Here is a 20,757-nt window from a genome sequence, read left to right on the forward strand (position 1 = left end):
CGGGGTGGGGCAATGGACTACAAGCTGACGCAGAAGAGCCAGGAGGCGGTGTCGGTCGCGGTCCGCCGGGCGGCGGCCGAGGGGCACCCCGAGGTGGAGCCCGAGCACCTGCTGGTGTCGCTGATCGGGCTGGCGGACGGCACGGCCGTGCCGCTGCTGGAGGCGGTCGGCGCCGACTGGCAGGCGATCCGGCGGCGCGCCGAGGAGCAGCTCGCCGCGAAGCCGAAGGCGCAGGGCTCGACGGTCGCGACGCCGCGGCTGTCCGGGCAGCTCCAGCGGTCGGTCAACACGGCGGCGAACCGCGCGCAGCAGTTGGAGGACGACTACGTCTCGACCGAGCACCTGCTCGTCGGCCTCGCCGCCGACGGCGGTCCGGCCGCGGGCCTGCTCAAGGAGTTCGGCGCGACGCCGCAGGCGCTCCTGGACGCGTTCGCGAAGGTGCGCGGCCACGCCCGCGTGACCAGCGAGAACCCGGAGGGCACCTACCAGTCGCTGGAGCGCTACGGCGTCGACCTGACGGCGGCGGCCCGCGACGGGCGGCTCGACCCGGTGATCGGCCGCGACTCGGAGATCCGCCGGGTCGTCCAGGTGCTGTCGCGCCGGACGAAGAACAACCCGGTGCTGATCGGCGAGCCCGGCGTCGGCAAGACGGCCGTCGTCGAGGGGCTGGCGCAGCGGATCGTCGCGGGCGACGTCCCCGAGTCGCTGCGCGGCAAGCGGCTCGTCTCGCTCGACCTCGGCGCGATGGTCGCGGGCGCGAAGTACCGGGGCGAGTTCGAGGAGCGGCTGAAGGCCGTCCTGAACGAGATCAAGGAGAGCGAGGGGCAGGTCGTCACGTTCATCGACGAGCTGCACACCGTCGTCGGGGCGGGCGCGGCCGAGGGCGCGATGGACGCGGGCAACATGCTCAAGCCCATGCTGGCGCGCGGCGAGCTGCGCATGATCGGCGCGACGACCCTGGACGAGTACCGCGAGCGCATCGAGAAGGACGCCGCGCTGGAGCGCCGGTTCCAGCAGGTGTTCGTGGGCGAGCCGTCCGTCGAGGACACGATCGCCATCCTGCGCGGGCTCAAGGGCCGCTACGAGGCGCACCACAAGGTGCAGATCAACGACTCGTCGCTGGTCGCGGCGGCGACGCTCTCCGACCGGTACATCACGTCCCGCTACCTGCCGGACAAGGCGATCGACCTGGTGGACGAGGCCGCGTCCCGCCTCCGCATGGAGATCGACTCCCGTCCCGTGGAGATCGACGAGCTCCAGCGCACGGTCGACCGCCTCAAGATGGAGGAGATGAACCTCTCCAAGGAGACGGACGAAGCCTCTCGCCAGCGGCTCGAAAGGCTCCGCGCCGACCTCGCCGACAAGCAGGAGCACCTGACCGGTCTCGTCGCCCGCTGGGACAAGGAGAAGGCCGGGCTGAACCGCGTCGGCGAGATCAAGGAGCGCATCGACCAGCTCCACGGCGAGGCCGAGCGCGCCCAGCGCGACGGCGACCTGGAGACGTCCGCGCGCCTCACCTACGGCGAGATCCCGGCGCTGGAGAAGCAGCTCGAAGAAGCCTCCGAGGCCGCCGAGAACACGACCCCGATGGTCAAGGAGGAGGTCGGCCCGGACGACGTCGCCGACGTGGTCGCGTCCTGGACGGGCATCCCCGCCGGACGCCTCCTCGAAGGCGAGACCGCGAAGCTCCTCCGCATGGAGGACGAACTCGGCAAGCGCCTGATCGGCCAGGGGACCGCCGTCCGCACGGTGTCGGACGCGGTCCGCCGCGCCCGCGCGGGCATCTCCGACCCGGACCGTCCGACCGGCTCGTTCCTGTTCCTCGGCCCGACCGGCGTCGGCAAGACCGAGCTGGCGAAGGCCCTCGCGGAGTTCCTGTTCGACGACGAGCGGGCGATGACCCGCATCGACATGAGCGAGTACTCCGAGAAGCACAGCGTCGCCCGGCTCGTCGGCGCGCCGCCCGGATACGTCGGCTACGAGGAGGGCGGGCAGCTCACCGAGGCCGTCCGCCGCCGCCCGTACTCGGTCGTCCTGCTGGACGAGGTCGAGAAGGCGCACCCCGAGGTCTTCGACATCCTGCTCCAGGTCCTGGACGACGGACGCCTCACCGACGGCCAGGGCCGCACGGTCGACTTCCGCAACGCGATCCTGATCCTCACGTCCAACATCGGGTCGCAGTTCCTGGTCGACCCGACGCTGGAGAACGGCGCGAAGCGCGAGGCCGTCTGGAACGCCGTCCGCAACTCCTTCAAGCCGGAGTTCCTGAACCGCCTGGACGACGTCATCCTCTTCGACGCCCTCTCCACCGACGAGCTGACCCGCATCGTCGACCTCCAGGTCGACAAGCTCGCCGAACGCCTCGCCGACCGCCAACTGACCCTGGACGTAACCCCCGCGGCCCGCGAATGGCTGGCCCTGACCGGCTACGACCCGCTGTACGGGGCCCGCCCGCTACGCCGCCTAGTCCAAACCGCGATCGGCGACCAGTTGGCCCGCGAACTCCTCTCCGGCGAAGTCCGCGACGGCGACGAGGTAACCGTCGACCTGGACGAACAGGCCGACAAGCTGACCGTCCACCCAACCCGCGGCCTAACCCTCACCAAGTAAACGAAAGCGAAGCCCGCCGCCCGATCGTGGGCGGCGGGCTTCGTCGTCTCAGACTTCGAGGTTTTCTTCGATTTCGCGGAGGCGGTGGCGGGTCAGGGCCAGGTTGCCTCGGGTGCGGTCCAGGGCCATGTAGAGGAACAGGCCCTTGCCCTTGCGGCCCGTCACCGGGCGGATCACGTGGTACTGGGCGGAGAGGCTGATGAGGATGTCCTCGATGTCCTCCTTGAGGCCGAGCTGCTCCATGGTGCGGAGCTTGGCGCGCACGACCTCGGTGTTCCCGGCGGCGGCGACCTGGAGGTCGAGGGTCTTGGAACTGCCGAGCTGGCCTAAGGCCATCCCGCTGTCGTAGTCGACGACGGCGACGCCGATGGCCCCGTCTATCGACATCATGTCCTTCAGAGCGAGGTCGAGACTGGACATGCGTGCTCCCTTCCGATCGTTGTCATGAACCTGGTGGACGGCGTGTGCCGGTGATGTGCGCGGCGATGGCGCGGGCGGCGGGGCGCGACTCCAGGTGGAGGCGTCCGACGTTGACGTCCGGTCCCGCGAGGACGGTGAGGGACGCGTGCGGGCCGGCGGCGTAGATGACCACGTAGCCGTCCACGCCGCGGATCACGACCTCGTGGAAGGCGCCGCCGTGCGCGGTCCGCGCGATGCGGTGGGCGAGCGACAGGCCGGTCGCCGTCACGGCCGCCATGCCGGTCGGCTCGACGGGGTCGGGCAGGTCCTGCGCGATGAGCAGGCCGTCCGCCGACGCGACGAGGCTCCCGGTGAGCAGCGGGACGCGGGCCCGCAGCTCCTTCAGCTCGGCCGCGAGCGCGGCCTCGGGCGCCGGTTCGGGCGGTCCCGCCGCCCCCGGTCGCGCCGCCGCCGTCCCGGTACGTTTCGCCACCTTCGTCAGCCTTTCGATCAAGCGGGCCCGGTTCAGCACGGTCAGCCGAGCTCCGTCAGCGCGGTGTGGAGCCGGACGAGCAGGTCCCTGTCGGCGGGCGCCCAACCGGTCGGGATCCCGGACGGGGCGGCCGGGACGGCGGCCGTGGCCTGCCGTTCCGTCCGCAGCAGGGACGCGGCGGCCAGGCCCCGGACGGCGAGGAGGCAGCCGAACGCCGTCCGGCCGAGGTGCGCGGCCAGCTCCGCCGGGGTCCGGCGGCCGTCGGCGTTGAGCAGGATCTCCGCCTGGACGCCGGTCAGGATGACGCGCTGCCGCCGGACGCGCCGGACCGGCACGACGGGCGCGACGTCCACGCCCGCGTCGGGCCAGGCGGCGTCGAGCAGGCCGCGGCGGCGCCGCCGCTCGTGCACGAGCGTCGCCGCGGTGATCCGCCGCGGGCGGGCGCTCGGCGGCCCCTCGGTGAAGTCCGGCTCGGCGGCGGAGCCGAGGAGGAAGTAGGCGGCGTCGAACACCGCGAGCAGTTCCGGCAGTTCCCGGCCGGGGCCGTCCGGCGGCTCGCCCGGGTCCGGCGCGTGCCGGCTCTCGGCGTGGGCGACGGCCCCGCGGACGATCTGGAACGCGCCGTCGTCGCCAACCCGCAGCAGGCCGGTGCTCCTTTCCCGCTCCAGCGCGCCGAGGACGTGAGCGATCCTCTCGTCCGCGATCTCAGCCGCCATCTCGGCCGCCCGTCATTTCGCCGACGATGTCGCGCATGCGCAGCCGCGCGAGCGCGAGGTTTCCCCTTTCCCGGCCCAGCAGCAAATGGACGAACAGATGCCCGTCGATATTCGCTCCGGTGAGGACCAGGAGGTGATATCCGTCGGTGCCGCAAACGATGATCTCCTCCACGTCGTCGCCCGCCGCGGTGGCGCTGAGCGCGGGCGAGGCCAGCACCGCGCGCACCACGTCGGTCGCTCCGGCGGCGTCCTCGTGCTGGTCGACGAGGTCCTCCCGGCCCGCCGCGGCGACGGCGAGCCCGCTGGCGCAGTCGACCAGCGTCACCCGCCGCGCTCCCGGAATGGCCATCATGGACGCGAGGCAGTCGTCAATGCGCAAGCCCATTCCCCCACCGAATGAGAGTTGCAGAAACTAGACGATAACCAGAACTTTGCCGCCCGCGACACCCGATGTAAACATCCAGGAACATTTCCGCGGAGGGAGATAAATACCCTTTGGTATGGCGACCGGTCAGGCCGGTCGCGCGGGGGCCGGTCCGGAATCGGCCATGTCAAGAAACGTCAGTCCACGGGCCCGAGATCGGCGAGGCGGCGGGCGAGGAAGCGGCGGTCGGGTTCGGCGCGGGCCAGGGCCAGGGCCTGGCGGTAGAAGGCGGCGGCCTCGTCGGGACGGTTCAGGCGGCGGAGGAGGTCGGCACGGGTCGCTGGGAGCAGGTGGTAGCCGGGAAGGTCTGCTTCCAGGTCGTCCAGGAGGGGGAGGGCCGCTTCGGGGCCTTCGGCCATGGCTATCGCGACGGCGCGGTTGAGGCGGACGACCGGGCTCGGGGTCAGGACGAGCAGGCGGTCGTAGAGCGCGGCGATCTGCGGCCAGTCGGTGTCCTCGGCGCGGCGGGCGGTGGCATGGCACGCGGCGATCGCCGCCTGGACCTGGTACGGGCCGGGCGCGGCGCGGCGGAGGGCGGCGTCCAGGAGGGCGGCGCCCTCGGCGACCGCGGCGCGGTCCCAGCGGTCGCGGTCCTGCTCTTCGAGCGGGACGAGGTCGCCCGCCGCGTCCTGCCGGGCGTCGCGGCGCGAGTCCTGGAGCAGGAGGAGGGCGAGCAGGCCGGCGGCCTCCGGCTCGTCCGGCATCAGGTCGCGCAGGACGCGGGCGAGCCGGATCGCCTCCGCGCACAGGCCGCCCCTGATCGGGTCCGCGCCGCCGGACGCCGCGTAGCCCTCGTTGAACAGCAGGTAGACGACGCCGAGGACGGACGCGGTCCGCTCCGGCAGCAGGTGCGCGGGCGGCACCCGGTACGGGATGCCCGCCTGCCGGATCTTCCGCTTCGCCCGGACGATCCGCTGCCCCATCGCGGGCTCGGAGACCAGGAACGCCCGCGCGATCTCGGCCGTGGACAGGCCGAGGAGCGTGCGCAGGGTCAGCGCGACGCGGGCGTCCAGCGGCAGCGCCGGATGGCAGCAGGTGAAGATCAGCCGGAGCCGGTCGTCGGGGACGCCGCTCACGTCCGGCGGATCCGGCGTCTCCGGCGGGCCGGACATGGCGGTCAGCTCCCTCAGCTTGGCGGTCTCGGTGGCGCCGCGCCGGAGCCGGTTCAGCGCGTGGTTGCGGGCCGTCGTCGTCAGCCAGGCCCCCGGACCGCGCGGGACGCCGTCGACCGGCCAGGTTTCCAGGGCGCGCGCGAACGCCTCCTGGGCGCACTCCTCGGCGAGGTCCCAGTCGCCGGTCACGCGGATGAGGGTCGCGACGACCCGGCCCCATTCGGCGCGGAAGGCCGCCGCCACCTCGTCCGTCAGTTGGCTGTCGTCCGTCAGTCCTCCTCGTCGAACGGCCAGAGCGGGCGCACCTCGATCGAGCCGTGCCGCGCGGACGGGTGCCGGGACGCGACCTCCAGCGCCTCCTCCAGGTCCGCGCACTCGATCAGGTCGAAGCCGAGGATCTGCTCCTTCGTCTCGGCGAACGGGCCGTCCGAGAGGAGCGTCTCGCCCTCGCGGACGCGGACCGTGGTGGCCGCCTCGGTGAGGCGCAGCCGGTTCCCGATCCGGCGGACGCCGCGCCCGTCCATCTCCTTGACCCATTCCTCGGTGTCGGCGATGAGGGCCGCCTGCTCGTCGGGCGGGAGAACGTCCGTCTCCTTGCCGCAGATCAGCATCATGTACTGCATCGTTTCCTCCTAGTGGACTTTGACTTTCCCAGGCTCCGGAATTCGTCGCCTGGACGGTGCGGTCAGCAGGACGGCCACGACGATCGCGCCTACCAGGGCGATCCCGGCCGTCGTGTGGAAGGACGCGCGGAATCCGGCGGTGAGGGCCTCGGGAGTCGTCCCGTGCGTCCGGGAGAGGACGACGGTCGACGCGACCGCCACCCCGAGCGCGCCGCCGAGCTGGAACGCCGCGGTGTTGATCCCGGACGCGAGGCCCGCGTCGCCGTCCGTCGCGCCGGACAGCGCCGCCACCGACCCCGCGACCGCGCTCGCGCCGAGCCCGAACCCGAGCAGGGCGAGGCCGGGCAGCAGTCCGGTCGCGTAGCCGCCGTCCGCCGTGACGCGGCCGAGCAGCAGGCAGCCCGCCGCCATCACCGCGAGCCCGACGACCGCCACCGGCCGGACGGACACCGGCCGCAGCGCCGCCTGCGCCGCGAACGACCCTGCGACCGCCATCACCGGCAGCACCGCCGACGCGAACCCGAACTCCAGCGGCGAGTACCCGAGGACGCCCTGCGCGTACTCCGAGACGCCGAGCGAGGTGCCGAACACGGTCGCCGCCGCCGCGGCCGTCACGAGGTTCCCGCCGGTCAGGCCGCGGGACCGGAACGTCCGGAGCGGGACGAGCGGCTCCGCCGACCGCGACTCCACCCACATGAACACGGCGCCCGCGACGGACGCGACCGCGAACGCGGCGGCGGTGCGGACGCTCGTCCAGCCCTCCTCGGGCGCGCGGACGACCCCGTACACCGCCGCCGACACCGCGAGCGTGACGGTCAGCGCGCCGACCGGGTCGTAGGCCCGCGCGGCGCCCCGGCTCTCCCGCAGCGCCACCGGCCCGAGCGCGAGCAGCGCCAGCGCCACCGGGATGTTCAGGAAGAAGATCGACCGCCAGCCGAGGACGTCCGTCAGCGGCCCGCCGACCAGCAGCGCCGCCGTCGCGCCGAACCCGCCGACGCTGCCCCACACCGCGATCGCCCGGTTCCGCGCGGGCCCCGCGGGGAACGTCGCGGTGACGATCGCGAGCGCGCTCGGCGCCATCAGCGCGGCCGACACGCCCTGCGCGACCCGGGCGGCGACGAGCGCGCCGCCCGTCCAGGCGAGGCCGCAGAGCAGCGACGACGCGAGGAACAGGACGGTCCCGCCGAGGAACGCGCGGCGCCGCCCGGCGAGGTCGGCGATCCGGCCGCCGAGCAGCAGCAGGCCGCCGAAGCCGAGCAGGTAGGCGCTCAGCACCCACTGCGCGCCGCCGCCCGCGAACCCGAGGTCCCGGTCGATCGACGGCAGCGCCAGCAGGATGATCTGCGAATCCAGGATCACCATGAAGTTCGCCGCGCACAGCAGCCCCAGCGCCGCCCGGCGGCGCGGCGCCGGGTCCTCCGCCGCGCGGCGGTGGCCTCCCACGTCCATCTCTCGCTCCTCCCGCGAACCGTCTCTCCCCTGTCGACAATCGGGACCGCCCGATTTCGACATCCGTCCGGGAAGAAATTCGCGGGATGCGGTTCCGCTCTGAGCGTGCAACCGTTCCGTACAGAACGTACGGACGGCACAGTCTCCCCATGAGGATTCTGATGCTGGGCGGAACCGAGTTCGTCGGACGCGCCATCACCGACGACGCCCTCGCCCGAGGCTGGGACGTGACCGTCTTCCATCGCGGCCGCCACGACCCGCCCGCAGGCGTCGCGTCCCTGCACGGCGACCGCACCGCCGACGGCGGTCTCGCGGCCCTCGAAACCGGGACGTGGGACGTGGTCGTCGACACCTGGTCGCGCGCACCGTCGGCCGTCCGCGACGCCGCGCACCTCCTGCACGGACGAGCGGGCTCCTACGCCTACATCTCCAGCCGCTCCGTCTACCGGTTCCCCGAGCCGCTGGGCCTCGGCGAAGGCGCGCCCCTCGTGGACGGCTCGCCCGACGACGACGGCCACGACGACTACGCGGCGGCCAAGCGGGGCGGCGAACTCGCCGCGCTCGGCGCGTTCGGCGACCGGGCGCTCCTCGTGCGCGCGGGTCTCATCCTCGGCCCCTACGAGAACATCGGACGCCTCCCCTGGTGGCTGACGCGGATCGCCCGAGGCGGCGACGTCCTCGCGCCCGGCCCGCAGGACGCGGGCATCCAGTACATCGACGTCAGGGACCTCGCCGCCTGGACGCTGGACGCCGTCGAGAACAACCTGGGCGGACCGTTCGACCTGGTCTGCCCGTCCACCCACACGACGATGGCCGAGTTGCTCGAAGCGTGCGTCCACACGACGGGTTCCGACGCAGACCTCGTTTGGACGCCTCCGGAGACCATCCTCGACGCGGGCATCGAACCCTGGATGGACCTTCCGGTCTGGATCCCGCCGGGGGAGGCGTACGACACGATCCACAGGGGGAACGTGTCCAAGGCCCTGTCGGCTGGGCTGCGGTGCAGACCCGTCCAGGAAACGGTGGCCGATACGTGGGAATGGCTCCAGTCCATCGGGGGACAGGCTCCGCAGCGTCCTGACCGTCCCGTCCTCGGGCTGAGCCCGGAGGACGAGGCGAAGGCCCTCCACCCGTCAGACCGGCCATGACCCCGCTTCGGTGGACGCGGCGGGGTCCGGTCCGCTAGAGAGACGTGTTATGACCGCTTTGCTACTCGGCCCCCACCTCCGGCACGTGAGCGAACGCACCGCGACGATCTGGGTGGAGACCGAACGTCCGTGCGAGGTCCGGGTCGTCAACCGGGAGCACGGCGTGGACGCGGGCGCCCCCACGTTCACCGCGCACGGCCACCACTACGCGCTCGTCGAGATCGACGGGCTCGCGCCGGGGGCGCGCGTCCCGTACGAGGTGCTGGTGGACGGCGAGACCGTCTGGCCGGAGGAGGGCGACGGGTACCCGCCGCCCCGGCTCAGGACGCTCGACCCGGACGGCGGCCTGCGCATCTCGTTCGGCTCCTGCCGCCGCTCGCCCGGCACCGTCGAGGAGTTCGGCCACGACGCGCTGACCGCGCTCGCGCAGCGGCTGCGCGGCGCCGACGACGCCGACTGGCCCGACCTCCTGCTGATGGTCGGCGACCAGGTCTACGCGGACGAGCTCAGCGACGAGATGCGCGAGTTCATCCGCGGCCGCCGCGCCCCCGGCGACCCGCCCGACGACGAGGCCGCCGACTTCGAGGACTACACCCACCTCTACAAGCTGGCCTGGCACGACGACCCGGCGGTGCGGTGGCTGCTGTCCACCGTCCCGACGTTCACGATCTTCGACGACCACGACATCCGGGACGACTGGAACACCTCCCTCGCGTGGCGCGAGGAGATGTGGTCGCAGCCGTGGTGGAAGGCCCGCATCACCGGCGGCATCGGCTCGTACTGGATCTACCAGCACCTCGGGAACATGTCGCCGGGGGACCGCGCGTCCGACCCCGTCTTCAAGGCGCTGCGGACCGCGTCGGACGAGAGCGGCGACGCGGGCGCCGTCCTGGACGAGTTCGCCGAGAAGGCCGACAAGGAACCGGCCGGCACCCGCTGGAGCTACGCGCACGACTGGGGCGGCACCCGCCTCATCGTCGTGGACAGCCGCTGCTCCCGCCTCCTCACCGCCGACCGCCGCGGAATGCTCGACGACGAGGAGTTCCAATGGCTGGACGACCAGTGCCAGGGCGGCATGGACCACCTCCTCATCGCCAGTTCCCTGCCCTACCTCCTGCCCAAGGCGATCCACCACGCCGAGTCGTGGAACGAGGCCATGGCGGGCGGCGCGTGGGGCAAGGCGGCGGGACGGCTCGGCGAGAAGATCCGGCAGGCCGCCGACCTGGAGCACTGGGCGGCCTTCGAGAAGTCGTTCCGGGCCGTGGCCGCCGACGTGGTCTCCGTGGCGCGCGGGGAGCGCGGCCCGGCCCCGGCGAGCATCTCGTTCCTGTCGGGCGACATCCACTACTCGTACCTGGCGCGGGTCATCGAGCCCGGCGTCCAGTCGAAGGTGACGCAGATCGTCTGCTCGCCGCTGCGGAACCCGCTGATCGGCAAGTTCCGCATGGCGAACCGCATCGCGTGCTCGCGCGCGGCGGGCGCTCCGTTCCGGGCGCTGGCGAAGCTGTCGAAGGTGCCCGCCCCGCCGATCCGGTGGCGGATGACGGACGGCCCCTGGTTCGACAACGCGATCGCCACCGTCCACCTGTCGGGACGCGAGTGCGACGTCCGCTGGGACACCCCGCGGGACGGCGGCGGCCTCACCGAGATGGGCCGCGCCAAGATCACTGGCTGAACGGTACGGCGGGGCGCGCCCGCTCCACCCCCTCGCCGGAACGAAGCGCGCCCCGCCCGGGCGGCCCCGCCCCGGTGCCGCCCACGCCCCTCCTACGGCGGCCCGCGCCGACCATGACGCGAATGATCGAAGGCAGCTGATCGAAGATTGCGTCGTTGCCGAATTGGAAGACAAATCGTGGTCATGCCGTCACAATGAGCAAGCATGGGACGACGTGCTCGGCGTAAAGACCAGGGGGACGGGCGCGCAGCGGCGGAGCCCGGCGACGACGAGCTGATCGCGCGGGTCCGCGCCGGCGACGTCGCCGCCTACGGGACGCTCTACGAACGGCACGCGGCCGCCGCCCGCGGCCTCGCCCGCCACCTCGCCGGACGGGACGGCGCGGACGACGCCGAGGACGCCGTCCAGGACGCCTTCGCCAAGGTGCTCGACGCCCTCGAACGCGGCGGCGGGCCCGCCGGGAGCTTCCGCCCCTACCTGCTCACCGCCGTCCGCAGGGCGGTCTACGACCGGGCCCGCGCGGAGCGGCGCGTCCGGTCCACCGGCGAGATCGAGGACTTCGACCCCGGCGCGCCGTTCGCCGACCCGGCGGTCGACGAGCTGGAGCGCTCGATGGTCGCGGCGGCGTTCCGCTCGCTGCCCGCCCGCTGGCAGACGGTGCTCTGGCACACCGAGGTCGAGCGCGCGAAGCCCGCCGCGGTCGCCCCGCTGCTCGGGCTCAGCGCGAACGCCGCCGCCGCGCTCGCCTACCGGGCCCGGGAGGGGCTGCGCCAGGCGTACCTCCAGATGCACGTCGACGCCGCCGCCGCGGACGGCGCGTGCCGTCCCGCGCTGGAACGGCTCGGCCCGTACGTGCGCGGGGCGCTCGCCAAGCGCGACGCCCGCCGGGTGCGGCGGCACCTGGACGGCTGCGCGCGCTGCGCGGCCGTCCGCGCGGAGCTGGTGCACGTGAACGGCGCGCTCCGGGGTGTACTGGGGCCGCTCGTCCTGGGGACGGCGACGTCCGGGTACCTCGCGTCCAAGGGCGGCGTGTTCCTGTGGTTCCGGCGGCTGCCGAAGCGGCGGCAGGCGATGAGCGGCGGCGTGGTCGCGGCGGCAGCGGCGGCCGCGATGGCGATGATGCTGGTGTCCGGCGAGGAGCCGACGGGCCCCGCGCCGGTCCCGCCCGCCGCCGCCGAGCCCACCGCCGCGCCGCCCGCCGCGCCGCCCGCCGAGCCGCCCGCCGCCGAGCCGCCGCCCCCGCCGCCGCACGCGACCCGGCGGGCGCGTCCGATGGCCGAGGCGCCGAGACGCGTCCAGCCGCGGAAACCCTTCGTACGGAAACCGGTACTGCGAAAACCTCCCGTGCGGAAACCGCCGGAACGGCCCGACCGGCCGAAACGGCCCGAACGTCCGGGCGCGATCCTGATCCGCCTCGACCTGCGGACGGTCCCGGGCGGCCCCGAAATTCACATCCGCATAAAGGCCGATCTACCGCGTTCCTTTCCGCGTGCCGTCCCGTATCGGCGCGCGGACGCCGCGCCCCGGCACGCCCCCCGCCGCCCGAGCCTCCATTCCGGGCGCCATGGGCGGTTGAAGGCAGGGTCTCGGGCACACCGGGGCTGACCCGGCACCGGCTGCTTCCCGTAAAGATCAGGAGGAAGGACGGGGCCGGGCCGAAAGGGCTGGTAGCGTCCGCCGCGGCTCCCGAATCGTTGTTACCGGGGAGTCGCCAACCGACGGCCTGCCGTGAAAGAGTGGCGAATCGCCGTATTGGCCTACCGGGTTGCCACGCTTCACTACGCTATAGGCGGCTCGGGGACACATACGCCGGATGGGCATGCCGTGAACTCCCGTGTTGAGGAAGGGCGGTGTCGCATGGATCGCTGCGCGCTGTTCGTAGACGCCGGCTACCTGCTGGCAGACGGCGCGATGGCGGTGCACGGCACACGCCACCGCGAGACCGTCTCGTGGGACTTCGGCGGCCTCCTGCAACTCCTCGGCAACCTCGCCCGGGAACGCACCGGGATGCCGCTGCTGCGCTGCTACTGGTACGAGGCGACCGTCGAGGGGCGCCGCTCCCCCGAGCACGACGCGCTCGCCGACCTGCCCGGCCTGAAACTCCGGCTCGGCCGCATCCGGCCCGGCCGCCGCGAGGGCGTCGACACCGAGATCCACCGCGACCTGATGACGCTCGCCCGCAACTCCGCGCTCGCCGACGCCGTCCTCGTCAGCGGCGACGAGGACCTCGCCCAGATCGTCGCCGACGCGCAGGACCTCGGCATCCGCGTCACCGTCGTGCACGTCGCCGTCGACGGCAACTGGACGATCTCCCGCGTCCTGCGGCAGGAGTGCGACGACCTGATCGAGATCGGGTCCGGGCACCTGCGGCCCTACGTCAACCTGCTCGCGGGCGTCGACTCGGGCTCGACGCTCGGCGCGGCCCCGCTGTCCAACGGGCACGGCGCGCACAGCACGCACAGCGCGCACAGCACGCACGGCGCGCACAGCTCGAACGGGCACGGCGGCACGCTCGGCCCGCTCCAGCCCGCCGTGCAGAACGGGCCGCCGCCCGCGACGCCGATCGGCGGGCCGCCGCTGCCCGCGGCGGCGCCGTCCGTCCGCGACCTCGGCCCCGCCATGGGCGGCGGCAGCGGTCTGACCGGCCCGAACAGCATCGCCGGGCTCGGCGTCGGCACCGGGCCGATGCCGCTTCCCGACAGGTCCGGCGCGCCGTCGTACACGACGGGCGGGCAGCAGCTCCCGGTGCAGCCCGCGCCCGGGCCGTCCTCGACGTCGCCCGTCCCGGCGCCGCCCGCCGCGCCCGTGCAGCCTCCGCCGCCCGGTCCGCAGTACGCGCCGTCGCCGATCCCCTCGCCGTCCCCGCCCCCGCCGCCGCAGACCATGCAGCAGGACGCGCGGCACGGCCCCTACACCGGCCCGCAGCAGATCTCGCCCGTCCCGGTGCAGCAGACCACCCCGACCCTGGCGGACGCGGTCAAGGCCGCCCACCAGGAGGGCCAGGACTTCGGCGAGTCCGTCGCGCGGGACGCGCCCGCGCTGTGGCTGGAGGCCGTCCTCGCCCGCAAACCGCGGATGCCGTCCGACCTTGAGGCCCGGCTTCTGCAGGGTTCGTCCCTGCCGATCGACTTCCTCCTGCACGACGAGGTACGGCACGCGCTGCGCCGCGGATTCTGGGACGCGCTCGAACGTTCCCGCAGGTGAGCTGACAGGTAAGCACCGGTATTCCACGATCATCGTCGATTCGCCCGCTTCGGTCGCGCGGCGCCGGGTAGCGTTGAAGCGTGACGCATGTGACGGAAGACGATCTCGACGATCTGGAGTTCGACACCCTGCGCACCGGCGATCACATCTCGGCGGCCCGCAGGCTGTCCGAGCTGGCCGAATCGGTGTCGGGCGGGGTGACGCGCGCCAACGTCCTGCTGCGCGCGGGCGAGCAGTGGCAGCACGCCGGCGACCACGGCAAGGCCGCCGAGCTGTACCGCAAGGCCCTGGACGACGGCGGCGAGACCTACGGCGACCCGCGCGCCTACCTCGCCGACGCGCTCTTCGAGCTGAACCGCGCCGACGAGGCCCGCGCCCTGGTCGAGCAGATCCGCGCCGACCGTCCGCGCGACCCCGAGGTGTACCGCGCCGTCGCCGAGGTGCTGTACGCGCAGGGCGACGCGACCGGCGCCCACGAGTGGGCCACCAGCGGCGCCGACGTGATCCTCGCCCTCCGCGACCGCGCCGTCGGCACCGGCATCGGCGGCGGACCCGATGCGCCGCCCGTCCCCGAGGCCGACACGCTCACCCCGGGCCCCGACGACGTCGCCCTCGCCGAGGACAGCCTCGAAGCCCTCCTCCGCCTCCGCTACCGGGCCCGCATAGACCTGGGCCGCAGCGAAGACGACTACGACGCCCTCCTCGACGACCTCCTCAAGAACTCGTAATTCCCAGGGGTTGTTGGTCAGAGCGAGGCGATTAGGGCGTTCAAGGCTTGGGCCACCGGGGTGGGGGGCTCGTGTTCTGTGGTGGGCCAGCCTCTTAGTTGTGCCTCTCTGACTGCCTGGTCGTGGGCTGGAGAGGCTTTCCTGTCCGGATGGGTGCGGAGGTAGCCGCAGGGCGCCTCCGGCCAATCTGGGGGCATTGGGACGTCATTCTCCGGCGCGGCGTGGTCGTGGCGGAGCGGGTGCGGGAGGTCGGCGTCCACGAAGACGTAGCCGCCGATGGGGCGGTGCGCGGCGCGCTGGGCGAGGGCGATGCCGGGCAGCAGCGGGCCCGCCGCGCCGTGCGCGACGAGGACGAGCGGCGGCACCGGGCCGGACGCGCCGACGAGCAGCGAGGCGCGGGCGATGTAGCGGGGGCCGGTCTCGTCCGGGACGTCGGGCGCGCGGACGTCCAGCCCGGACGTGCGGAGCGCCGCGGGCAGGTCGCCCCAGGCGGCCGAGGTCTCCTTCGGGGCGTGCAGCAGGACGAGCGTTCCCGGCGTCATGCCGGGCACCGTACACGGGCGGCGCGCGGCGGCGCCGGACGGGTGGCTAGGGTCTGAGCGTGAGCGATCGCGATGAGCTGCTGCGGATGATCAAGGAGAAGGCCGTCGTGCACGGGGACTTCACGCTGTCCTCGGGCAAGCGGGCCTCCTGGTACGTGGACCTGCGCCGGGTGACCCTCGACGGGGCCACGGCCCCGCTGGTCGGACGTGTCATGCTCGACCACACCGCCGACCTCGGTTACGACGCGGTGGGCGGCCTGACGCTCGGCGCCGACCCGGTCGCGACGGCGATGCTGCACGCGGCGGCCGCGCAGGGACGTGTGCTGGACGCGTTCGTCGTCCGCAAGGAGGGCAAGGCGCACGGGCTGCAACGCCGCATCGAGGGCCCTGACGTGGCGGGACGGCGGGTCCTCGCCGTGGAGGACACCTCGACCACGGGCGGGTCTGTGCTGACCGCCGTGGAGGCGCTGCGGGAGGCGGGGGCGGAGGTCGTGGGAGTCGCGACGATCCTGGAGCGGGGGGCGGCCGAGCGCATCGCCGCGGAGGGGCTGCCCTACCGGCACCCGTACGACGTCGCCGACCTCGGTCTTTCCTAGCTACGGGGTCTTTCTTAGGGCTAGCGGGACTTCACCAACCACACCGCGCGCTCGCCGGCGGGCTCGCGCGGCTGCAGCTTGCCGTAGATGACGACCTGCAGCGACCCGCCGTTGGTGGCGACGACCTGGAGGGGCGCCTCCCGGTACTGGAGCGTCTCGCCGGTCTTGAGCGTGCCGTTGGTGAGCACCCTGCCGCTGGTGTCGGCGATGCGGACGACGACCGCGGTCGCCGGGCCGATCACCCGGATCACCAGGGGCAGCACGGCCGTCGGCGACGCGGTGGCGTCCGACGACCGCGACCCGGCGCCCGCGTCGGACGGTGAGACCGCCGCGGAGGGCCCCTTGGGGTCGGGTTCGCCGGTGACCGCGTTGACGAGAGCCATGGCGCCCACCACGAGAAGGGCCAGAGCCGCGATCACGGCCACGGCCGCGATCAGGATGCGCGCGAGACCCCTAGGGTCCGACCGATGACGTCCCACATGGGGAGGTTAGCGATAACTGTCACCGCTGAGCGACGGACGTGACTCTTCGGGGCCATTCTTATCTGGACCCTGGTCCGCTTTACGGCCCTTCATGATCTCCCGGATGATCGGGATCACGGAAAGAACCAGGATGACGGCCACGCCCGGCAGGATGTAGCGCTCGACGTCCGGAACCTCGGAACCGAGGAAGTGTCCGAGGATGAAAAGGGCGTCCGTCCAGAGGATTCCGCCGACGCAGTTCCAGATGAAGAACTTGCGGGGCGGCATGCCGAGCATCCCGGCGAGCGGGTTGAGGAACGTCCGCACGATGGGGATGAACCGGGCCAGCACCACGGCCTTCGCCGGGCCGAACCGGTTGAAGTAGTGCTCGGCCTTCTCCACCCACTCCTGCTTGAAGATGCGCGAGTCGGGGCGGTCGAAGAGCTTGCGCCCGTAGCGGGCGCCGAGGAAGTGCCCGAGCTGGGCGCCCGCGATCGCCGCGATCGGGCCGCCGATCAGCAGCCAGGGCAGCGACAGCGGCTGGAACTCCTGCCCGTTGACGGTCGAGACCGCCGTCAGGATCCCCGCCGTGAACAGCAGCGAGTCGCCCGGCAGGATGCAGCCGAAGAGCAGTCCGGTCTCCGCGAAGATGATGGCGAGGACGCCGATCGTCGCGAACGTCCCGAACAGCTGCAGCCACGCCTCCGGGTGCAGGTACTCGGTGATGTCGAGAGGAAGGGTCGTGAGATCCACACGGCGAGCGTACCTTTCCCAGCCCTCCGATTAGGCGGGATACTGAGCGTGGACGGCATGCCGGACCCGAATTCACGTGACCTGGGCGCTCGCCCGGGTACGCGGACGACCGGGTCCTACCGCCCGGCGGGGACGCCCGGCGGCACCGCGCACACGAAAGGACGCTGACCAATGCCCATCGCAACGCCCGAGGTCTACGCGGAGATGCTCGACCGCGCCAAGCGGGACCGCTTCGCCTTCCCCGCGATCAACGTGACGTCCAGCCAGACGCTGAACGCCGCGCTGCGCGGGTTCGCGGAGGCCGAGAGCGACGGGATCGTGCAGGTGTCCACCGGCGGGGCCGACTACCTGTCCGGCTCCACGGTGAAGGACATGGTCGTCGGCGCCAGCGCGCTGGCGGAGTACGCCCGCGTCGTGGCGGCCAAGTACCCGGTGAACATCGCGCTGCACACCGACCACTGCCCGAAGGACAAGCTGGACGGCTTCATGCGCCCGCTCGTCAAGATCTCGCAGGAGCGGGTGGCCCGCGGCGAGGAGCCGCTGTTCCAGTCGCACATGTGGGACGGCTCCGCCGTCGAGCTGCACGAGAACCTGGAGATCGCCGCCGAGCTGCTCGACGAGTGCGCCAAGGCGCGGATCATCATGGAGATGGAGATCGGCGTCGTCGGCGGCGAGGAGGACGGCGTCGCCAACGAGATCAACGAGAAGCTCTACACGACGCCCGGCGACGCGCTCGCGACCGCCGAGGCCGTCGGCGTGGGCGAGAAGGGCCGCTACATCCTCGCCGCGACGTTCGGCAACGTGCACGGCGTGTACAAGCCGGGCTCGGTGAAGCTGCGTCCCGAGGTCCTCAAGGAGATCCAGGACGCGGTCGCCGCGAAGTACGGTAAGGAGAAGCCGTTCGACCTGGTGTTCCACGGCGGCTCCGGCTCCACGCTGGACGAGATCCGCGAGGCCGTGTCGTACGGCGTCGTCAAGATGAACATCGACACCGACACGCAGTACGCGTTCACGCGCCCGGTCGCCGACCACATGCTCCGCAACTACGACGGCGTGCTGAAGGTCGACGGCGAGGTCGGCAACAAGAAGCAGTACGACCCGCGCTCGTGGGGCAAGGCCGCGGAGACGGCCATGGCCGCCCGCGTCGTGGAGGCCGCCGAGAACCTCCAGTCCGCGGGCCAGCGGCTGAAGTGACCGGCCGCCGAGGTCGGCCGCTGACGCAGTAAGGGGACGTGCCGTCCGGTGCCCGTCCGATGCCCGTCCGGGGATGGTTCCCCGGGCGGGCATGCCGTTGTTTCGGCGGAGCGTTGTCTCATGAGACTCCGGGTAGGCTCCGAAATGTGGCACTGCCCCGCACGTACGAGTCACAGAACTGCTCGGTCGCCCGGTCCCTTGAGGTCGTCGGCGACCGCTGGACGATGCTGCTGATCCGCACCGCCTTCCAGGGCGTGCGGCGTTTCGACGACTTCCAGGACGTGCTGGGCGTGGCCCGCAACGTCCTCACCGACCGGCTGAACCGGCTGTGCGCCGAGGGGATCATGCGGCGCGTCCCGTACCAGGAGCGGCCGGAGCGGTTCGAGTACCGGCTGACCCGCAAGGGCGTCGAGCTGTGGCCCGTGATCATGACCCTGCTGATGTGGGGCGACCGGCACTACGCGCCGGAGGGCCCGCCGCTGATCGTCGGCCACCGGGGCTGCGGCGGACGGCTCACCCCCCAGTTCACCTGCGACTCCTGCGGCGCGCAGCTCGGCCCGTCGGACGTGGCGCCGCAGCCCGGTCCGGCCGCCTGAGCGATTCACGGTTGCTTCACGCTACTTTCTGCGGTCCAATGAGTTTCATGACGCAACTCGGCGGGCGCGGGGGACGCGCCGACGACGTCCGGATCCGCCCGTACGGGCACGGCGACCGGGAGCGGGTCCGCCGGATGTCGGAGCGGCTGTCCACGGCCAGCCTGTACACGCGCTTCTTCTCCGGGACGCCGTACATCCCCGACCACTACCTCCGGCTCCTCGACGGCGTCGACCACTGGGACCGGGACGCCCTGGTCGCCCTGGACGGGGACGAGATCGTCGGCGTCGCCGAGTACGTCCGCGACGCGGGACGGCCCTGCCGCGCGGACGTCGCCGTCCTCGTCTGCGACCCCTGGCAGCGCCACGGGCTCGGCAGCGCGCTCGTCGCGTTCCTGTCGAAGCTCGCCGAGCGGCGCGGCGTCACCGAGTTCGACGCGGACGTCGTCCTCACCAACCGGGGCGCGATGCTGTTCCTGCGGCGCGGCTGGCCGGCGGCCCGCGCGACCAGGGACGGCGACTCCGCGCGCTACCACCTGCCGCTTCCCATGCCCGCCGCCATGCCCGCCGCTATGCCCGCCGCCGCGCTTGCCGGGGCGCCCACCGGAGTGGCGTCCGACCTGCGGTGACGCCCCGGTTGGTGCGGCCGGGCCGGGCCGACCTACGATGACCCGCATGACCCAGAACCTGCTCGGCGGCCCGCCTCCGACCGAACTGCCGGACAACGCCGAGGCCCGCACGGCCCTGGCGAACGGCGTCGACCCGTTCGAGGTCGCCGCGCGGCACCCCGACCACCCGGGCGCATGGGCCGAACTCGCCGACCGCGCCTTCGCGAACGGCAGCGTCATCGACTCGTACGCGTTCGCCCGCACCGGCTACCACCGGGGCCTCGACCAGCTCCGCCGGGCCGGCTGGCGCGGCCAGGGCCCGATCCCGTGGGAGCACGAGGCCAACCGCGGGTTCCTGCGCGCGCTGCACGCCCTCGGCCGCGCCGCCGCCGCGATCGGCGAGGACGACGAGGCCGAGCGCTGCCGCACGTTCCTGCGCGACAGCAGCCCGACCGCCGCGGACGCACTCACCGCGTCCTAGCGGCTAGGCGCCGGTGAGGTTCGCTTCGGCGGACTTGCAGAAGTCGGCGAGCAGGCGGCTCCGTCCCCCGGGACGGGTCGCGAGGACGACGTGGCACGGCTCGACCCCGTGCAGCGGGACGGTCGTGAGGTCCGGCCGGTGCCTGATGCTCGCCGGGACGATCGCCACCGCCTGCCCGGACGCGACCAGCTCGTTCTTGTCCTCGACGGCGTTCACGACCGGTCCGTCCGGGGCGGGGCGGCCGTCGGGGCGCGGGTCGATGCGCCAGTACGCGTTCCAGGCGGCGTCGGCGGGGAGGCGGGGGAGCGGCTCGTCCGCGATGTCGTCGAGGCCGACCGACTCCTTTCCGGCGAGCCGGTGGTCGAGCGGGACCAGCAGCGCGCGCGGCTCGTCGTAGAGGACGGTCACGCGCAGCCCGTCCGTCGGGAACGGCAGCCGGGTGACCAACGCGTCCACGCGGTGGTCGAGGAGGGCGGCGCGGATCTCGCCCCAGTCCAGGTGGAGGGTGCGGACGTCGGCGTCCGGGTGGCGGCGGCGCAGCTCGCGCACCGCCGGGGTGACGATCAGGCCCGTCGTGAACCCGATCGTGATCCGACCGGGCTCGGCGGCTGCGCGGGTGAGGGCGGCGGCCTGCGCGGCGGAGCGCAGCAGCGCCTTCGCGCGCGGCAGGAACACCTCCCCGGCGTCGGTGAGCCGGACGCCGTGCGGGGTCCGGTCGAACAGGCGGGCGCCGATTTCCCGTTCGAGGCTGCGGATCTGGCGGCTCAGCGACGGCTGCGTGATGTGCAGCGCCTCGGCGGCGCGTCCGAAATGGCGGTGCTCGGCGACGGCGGCGAAATAGCGGACGAGCCGCAGATCGAGATCAGGTGCGTCGGCCACGCCCGAAGCGTACTTCATGCCTTCTTACCTGCGGTGATGCCCAGATCGTATTGTCTGATGCGAAACAAG

The 20,757-nt window shown here is 72.9% G+C and carries 22 protein-coding genes; 11 read left to right on the top strand and 11 right to left on the bottom strand.

Translation table 11 applies throughout. The annotated features are described in order from the left end of the window. Window positions 1-12 precede the first annotated feature (12 nt). Window positions 13-2,610, top strand: coding sequence for an ATP-dependent chaperone ClpB (clpB, locus tag FXF65_RS03310; RefSeq protein WP_148348155.1), 2,598 nt, complete (start codon window positions 13-15; stop codon window positions 2,608-2,610). Between the two features lie 48 nt (window positions 2,611-2,658). Here the strand turns inward: clpB and FXF65_RS03315 are convergent, their stop codons facing one another. The 7 genes from FXF65_RS03315 to FXF65_RS03340 all read right to left on the bottom strand — a co-directional run bounded on the left by FXF65_RS03315 (window position 2,659) and on the right by FXF65_RS03340 (window position 7,826). Beyond that, complete coding sequence (locus FXF65_RS03315) at window positions 2,659-3,030, bottom strand: hypothetical protein (RefSeq protein WP_148348156.1); 372 nt, start codon at window positions 3,028-3,030, stop codon at window positions 2,659-2,661. A 22-nt stretch (window positions 3,031-3,052) separates the two neighbouring features. After that, window positions 3,053-3,502 carry a roadblock/LC7 domain-containing protein gene (locus FXF65_RS03320; protein WP_148348157.1) on the bottom strand — a complete coding sequence of 150 codons (450 nt, stop codon included), beginning with the start codon at window positions 3,500-3,502 and terminating at the stop codon, window positions 3,053-3,055. Window positions 3,503-3,543: 41 nt separating this feature from the next. Next, window positions 3,544-4,218, bottom strand: coding sequence for a hypothetical protein (locus FXF65_RS03325; protein WP_148348158.1), 675 nt, complete (start codon window positions 4,216-4,218; stop codon window positions 3,544-3,546). After that, window positions 4,208-4,603, bottom strand: coding sequence for a roadblock/LC7 domain-containing protein (locus tag FXF65_RS03330; protein ID WP_222868346.1), 396 nt, complete (start codon window positions 4,601-4,603; stop codon window positions 4,208-4,210). Before FXF65_RS03330 ends, FXF65_RS03325 begins: the two co-directional genes overlap by 11 nt. A gap of 176 nt (window positions 4,604-4,779) precedes the next feature. Then, window positions 4,780-5,997 (bottom strand): RNA polymerase sigma factor, encoded by a 1,218-nt coding sequence (locus FXF65_RS03335; protein ID WP_246198317.1) that lies wholly within the window; start codon window positions 5,995-5,997, stop codon window positions 4,780-4,782. A gap of 26 nt (window positions 5,998-6,023) precedes the next feature. Next, the gene (locus tag FXF65_RS44355; protein WP_222868347.1) at window positions 6,024-6,377 is read right to left on the bottom strand and encodes a YciI family protein; all 354 of its coding nucleotides are present in this window, start codon (window positions 6,375-6,377) and stop codon (window positions 6,024-6,026) included. A 9-nt stretch (window positions 6,378-6,386) separates the two neighbouring features. Then, entirely contained in the window at window positions 6,387-7,826 is a 1,440-nt protein-coding gene (locus FXF65_RS03340; protein WP_148348160.1) for an MFS transporter, read from the bottom strand. 149 nt (window positions 7,827-7,975) lie between these two features. Here FXF65_RS03340 and FXF65_RS03345 point away from each other — a divergent pair, with 149 nt between their 5' ends. The 5 genes from FXF65_RS03345 (at window position 7,976) to FXF65_RS03365 (ending at window position 14,581) form a co-directional block, all read left to right on the top strand. Further along, the gene (locus tag FXF65_RS03345) at window positions 7,976-8,974 is read left to right on the top strand and encodes an NAD-dependent epimerase/dehydratase family protein (RefSeq protein ID WP_148348161.1); all 999 of its coding nucleotides are present in this window, start codon (window positions 7,976-7,978) and stop codon (window positions 8,972-8,974) included. 49 nt (window positions 8,975-9,023) lie between these two features. Next, window positions 9,024-10,649, top strand: coding sequence for an alkaline phosphatase D family protein (locus FXF65_RS03350; protein ID WP_148348162.1), 1,626 nt, complete (start codon window positions 9,024-9,026; stop codon window positions 10,647-10,649). Between the two features lie 204 nt (window positions 10,650-10,853). After that, window positions 10,854-12,254 (top strand): sigma-70 family RNA polymerase sigma factor, encoded by a 1,401-nt coding sequence (locus tag FXF65_RS03355; RefSeq protein ID WP_148348163.1) that lies wholly within the window; start codon window positions 10,854-10,856, stop codon window positions 12,252-12,254. A gap of 252 nt (window positions 12,255-12,506) precedes the next feature. Next, complete coding sequence (locus FXF65_RS03360; RefSeq protein ID WP_148348164.1) at window positions 12,507-13,853, top strand: NYN domain-containing protein; 1,347 nt, start codon at window positions 12,507-12,509, stop codon at window positions 13,851-13,853. A gap of 80 nt (window positions 13,854-13,933) precedes the next feature. Next, window positions 13,934-14,581 carry a tetratricopeptide repeat protein gene (locus FXF65_RS03365; RefSeq protein WP_246198319.1) on the top strand — a complete coding sequence of 216 codons (648 nt, stop codon included), beginning with the start codon at window positions 13,934-13,936 and terminating at the stop codon, window positions 14,579-14,581. Window positions 14,582-14,598: 17 nt separating this feature from the next. Here the strand turns inward: FXF65_RS03365 and FXF65_RS03370 are convergent, their stop codons facing one another. Beyond that, on the bottom strand, window positions 14,599-15,123 hold the full coding sequence (locus FXF65_RS03370) for a hypothetical protein (protein WP_148348165.1): 525 nt from the start codon (window positions 15,121-15,123) through the stop codon (window positions 14,599-14,601). A gap of 59 nt (window positions 15,124-15,182) precedes the next feature. Between FXF65_RS03370 and pyrE the strand changes: the two genes are divergently transcribed. Beyond that, window positions 15,183-15,719, top strand: coding sequence for an orotate phosphoribosyltransferase (pyrE, locus tag FXF65_RS03375; protein WP_148348166.1), 537 nt, complete (start codon window positions 15,183-15,185; stop codon window positions 15,717-15,719). A gap of 20 nt (window positions 15,720-15,739) precedes the next feature. On the opposite strand, the gene FXF65_RS03380 is transcribed toward pyrE, so the two are convergent. Beyond that, window positions 15,740-16,102, bottom strand: a complete 363-nt coding sequence (locus tag FXF65_RS03380; protein ID WP_246198320.1) for a RodZ domain-containing protein — start codon at window positions 16,100-16,102, stop codon at window positions 15,740-15,742. A gap of 105 nt (window positions 16,103-16,207) precedes the next feature. Next, a complete protein-coding gene (locus tag FXF65_RS03385) occupies window positions 16,208-16,933 on the bottom strand; it encodes a DedA family protein (RefSeq protein WP_148348168.1) in 726 nt (241 codons plus the stop codon). Between the two features lie 171 nt (window positions 16,934-17,104). Here FXF65_RS03385 and fbaA point away from each other — a divergent pair, with 171 nt between their 5' ends. The 4 genes from fbaA (at window position 17,105) to FXF65_RS03405 (ending at window position 19,809) form a co-directional block, all read left to right on the top strand. Continuing rightward, entirely contained in the window at window positions 17,105-18,127 is a 1,023-nt protein-coding gene (gene fbaA, locus FXF65_RS03390) for a class II fructose-bisphosphate aldolase (RefSeq protein ID WP_148348169.1), read from the top strand. 146 nt (window positions 18,128-18,273) lie between these two features. Beyond that, entirely contained in the window at window positions 18,274-18,723 is a 450-nt protein-coding gene (locus tag FXF65_RS03395) for a winged helix-turn-helix transcriptional regulator (RefSeq protein ID WP_222868348.1), read from the top strand. A 47-nt stretch (window positions 18,724-18,770) separates the two neighbouring features. Further along, window positions 18,771-19,349: a GNAT family N-acetyltransferase gene (locus FXF65_RS03400; RefSeq protein WP_246198321.1), complete on the top strand. Its 579-nt coding sequence runs from the start codon at window positions 18,771-18,773 to the stop codon at window positions 19,347-19,349. Between the two features lie 37 nt (window positions 19,350-19,386). Continuing rightward, entirely contained in the window at window positions 19,387-19,809 is a 423-nt protein-coding gene (locus tag FXF65_RS03405; protein ID WP_148348171.1) for a DUF3151 domain-containing protein, read from the top strand. A 3-nt stretch (window positions 19,810-19,812) separates the two neighbouring features. Here the strand turns inward: FXF65_RS03405 and FXF65_RS03410 are convergent, their stop codons facing one another. Beyond that, window positions 19,813-20,688 (bottom strand): LysR family transcriptional regulator, encoded by an 876-nt coding sequence (locus tag FXF65_RS03410; RefSeq protein WP_246198322.1) that lies wholly within the window; start codon window positions 20,686-20,688, stop codon window positions 19,813-19,815. Between the last annotated feature and the right edge of the window lie 69 nt (window positions 20,689-20,757).

The organism is Actinomadura syzygii, assembly GCF_008085905.1.
GTDB classification, from domain to species: Bacteria; Actinomycetota; Actinomycetes; order Streptosporangiales; family Streptosporangiaceae; genus Spirillospora; species Spirillospora syzygii.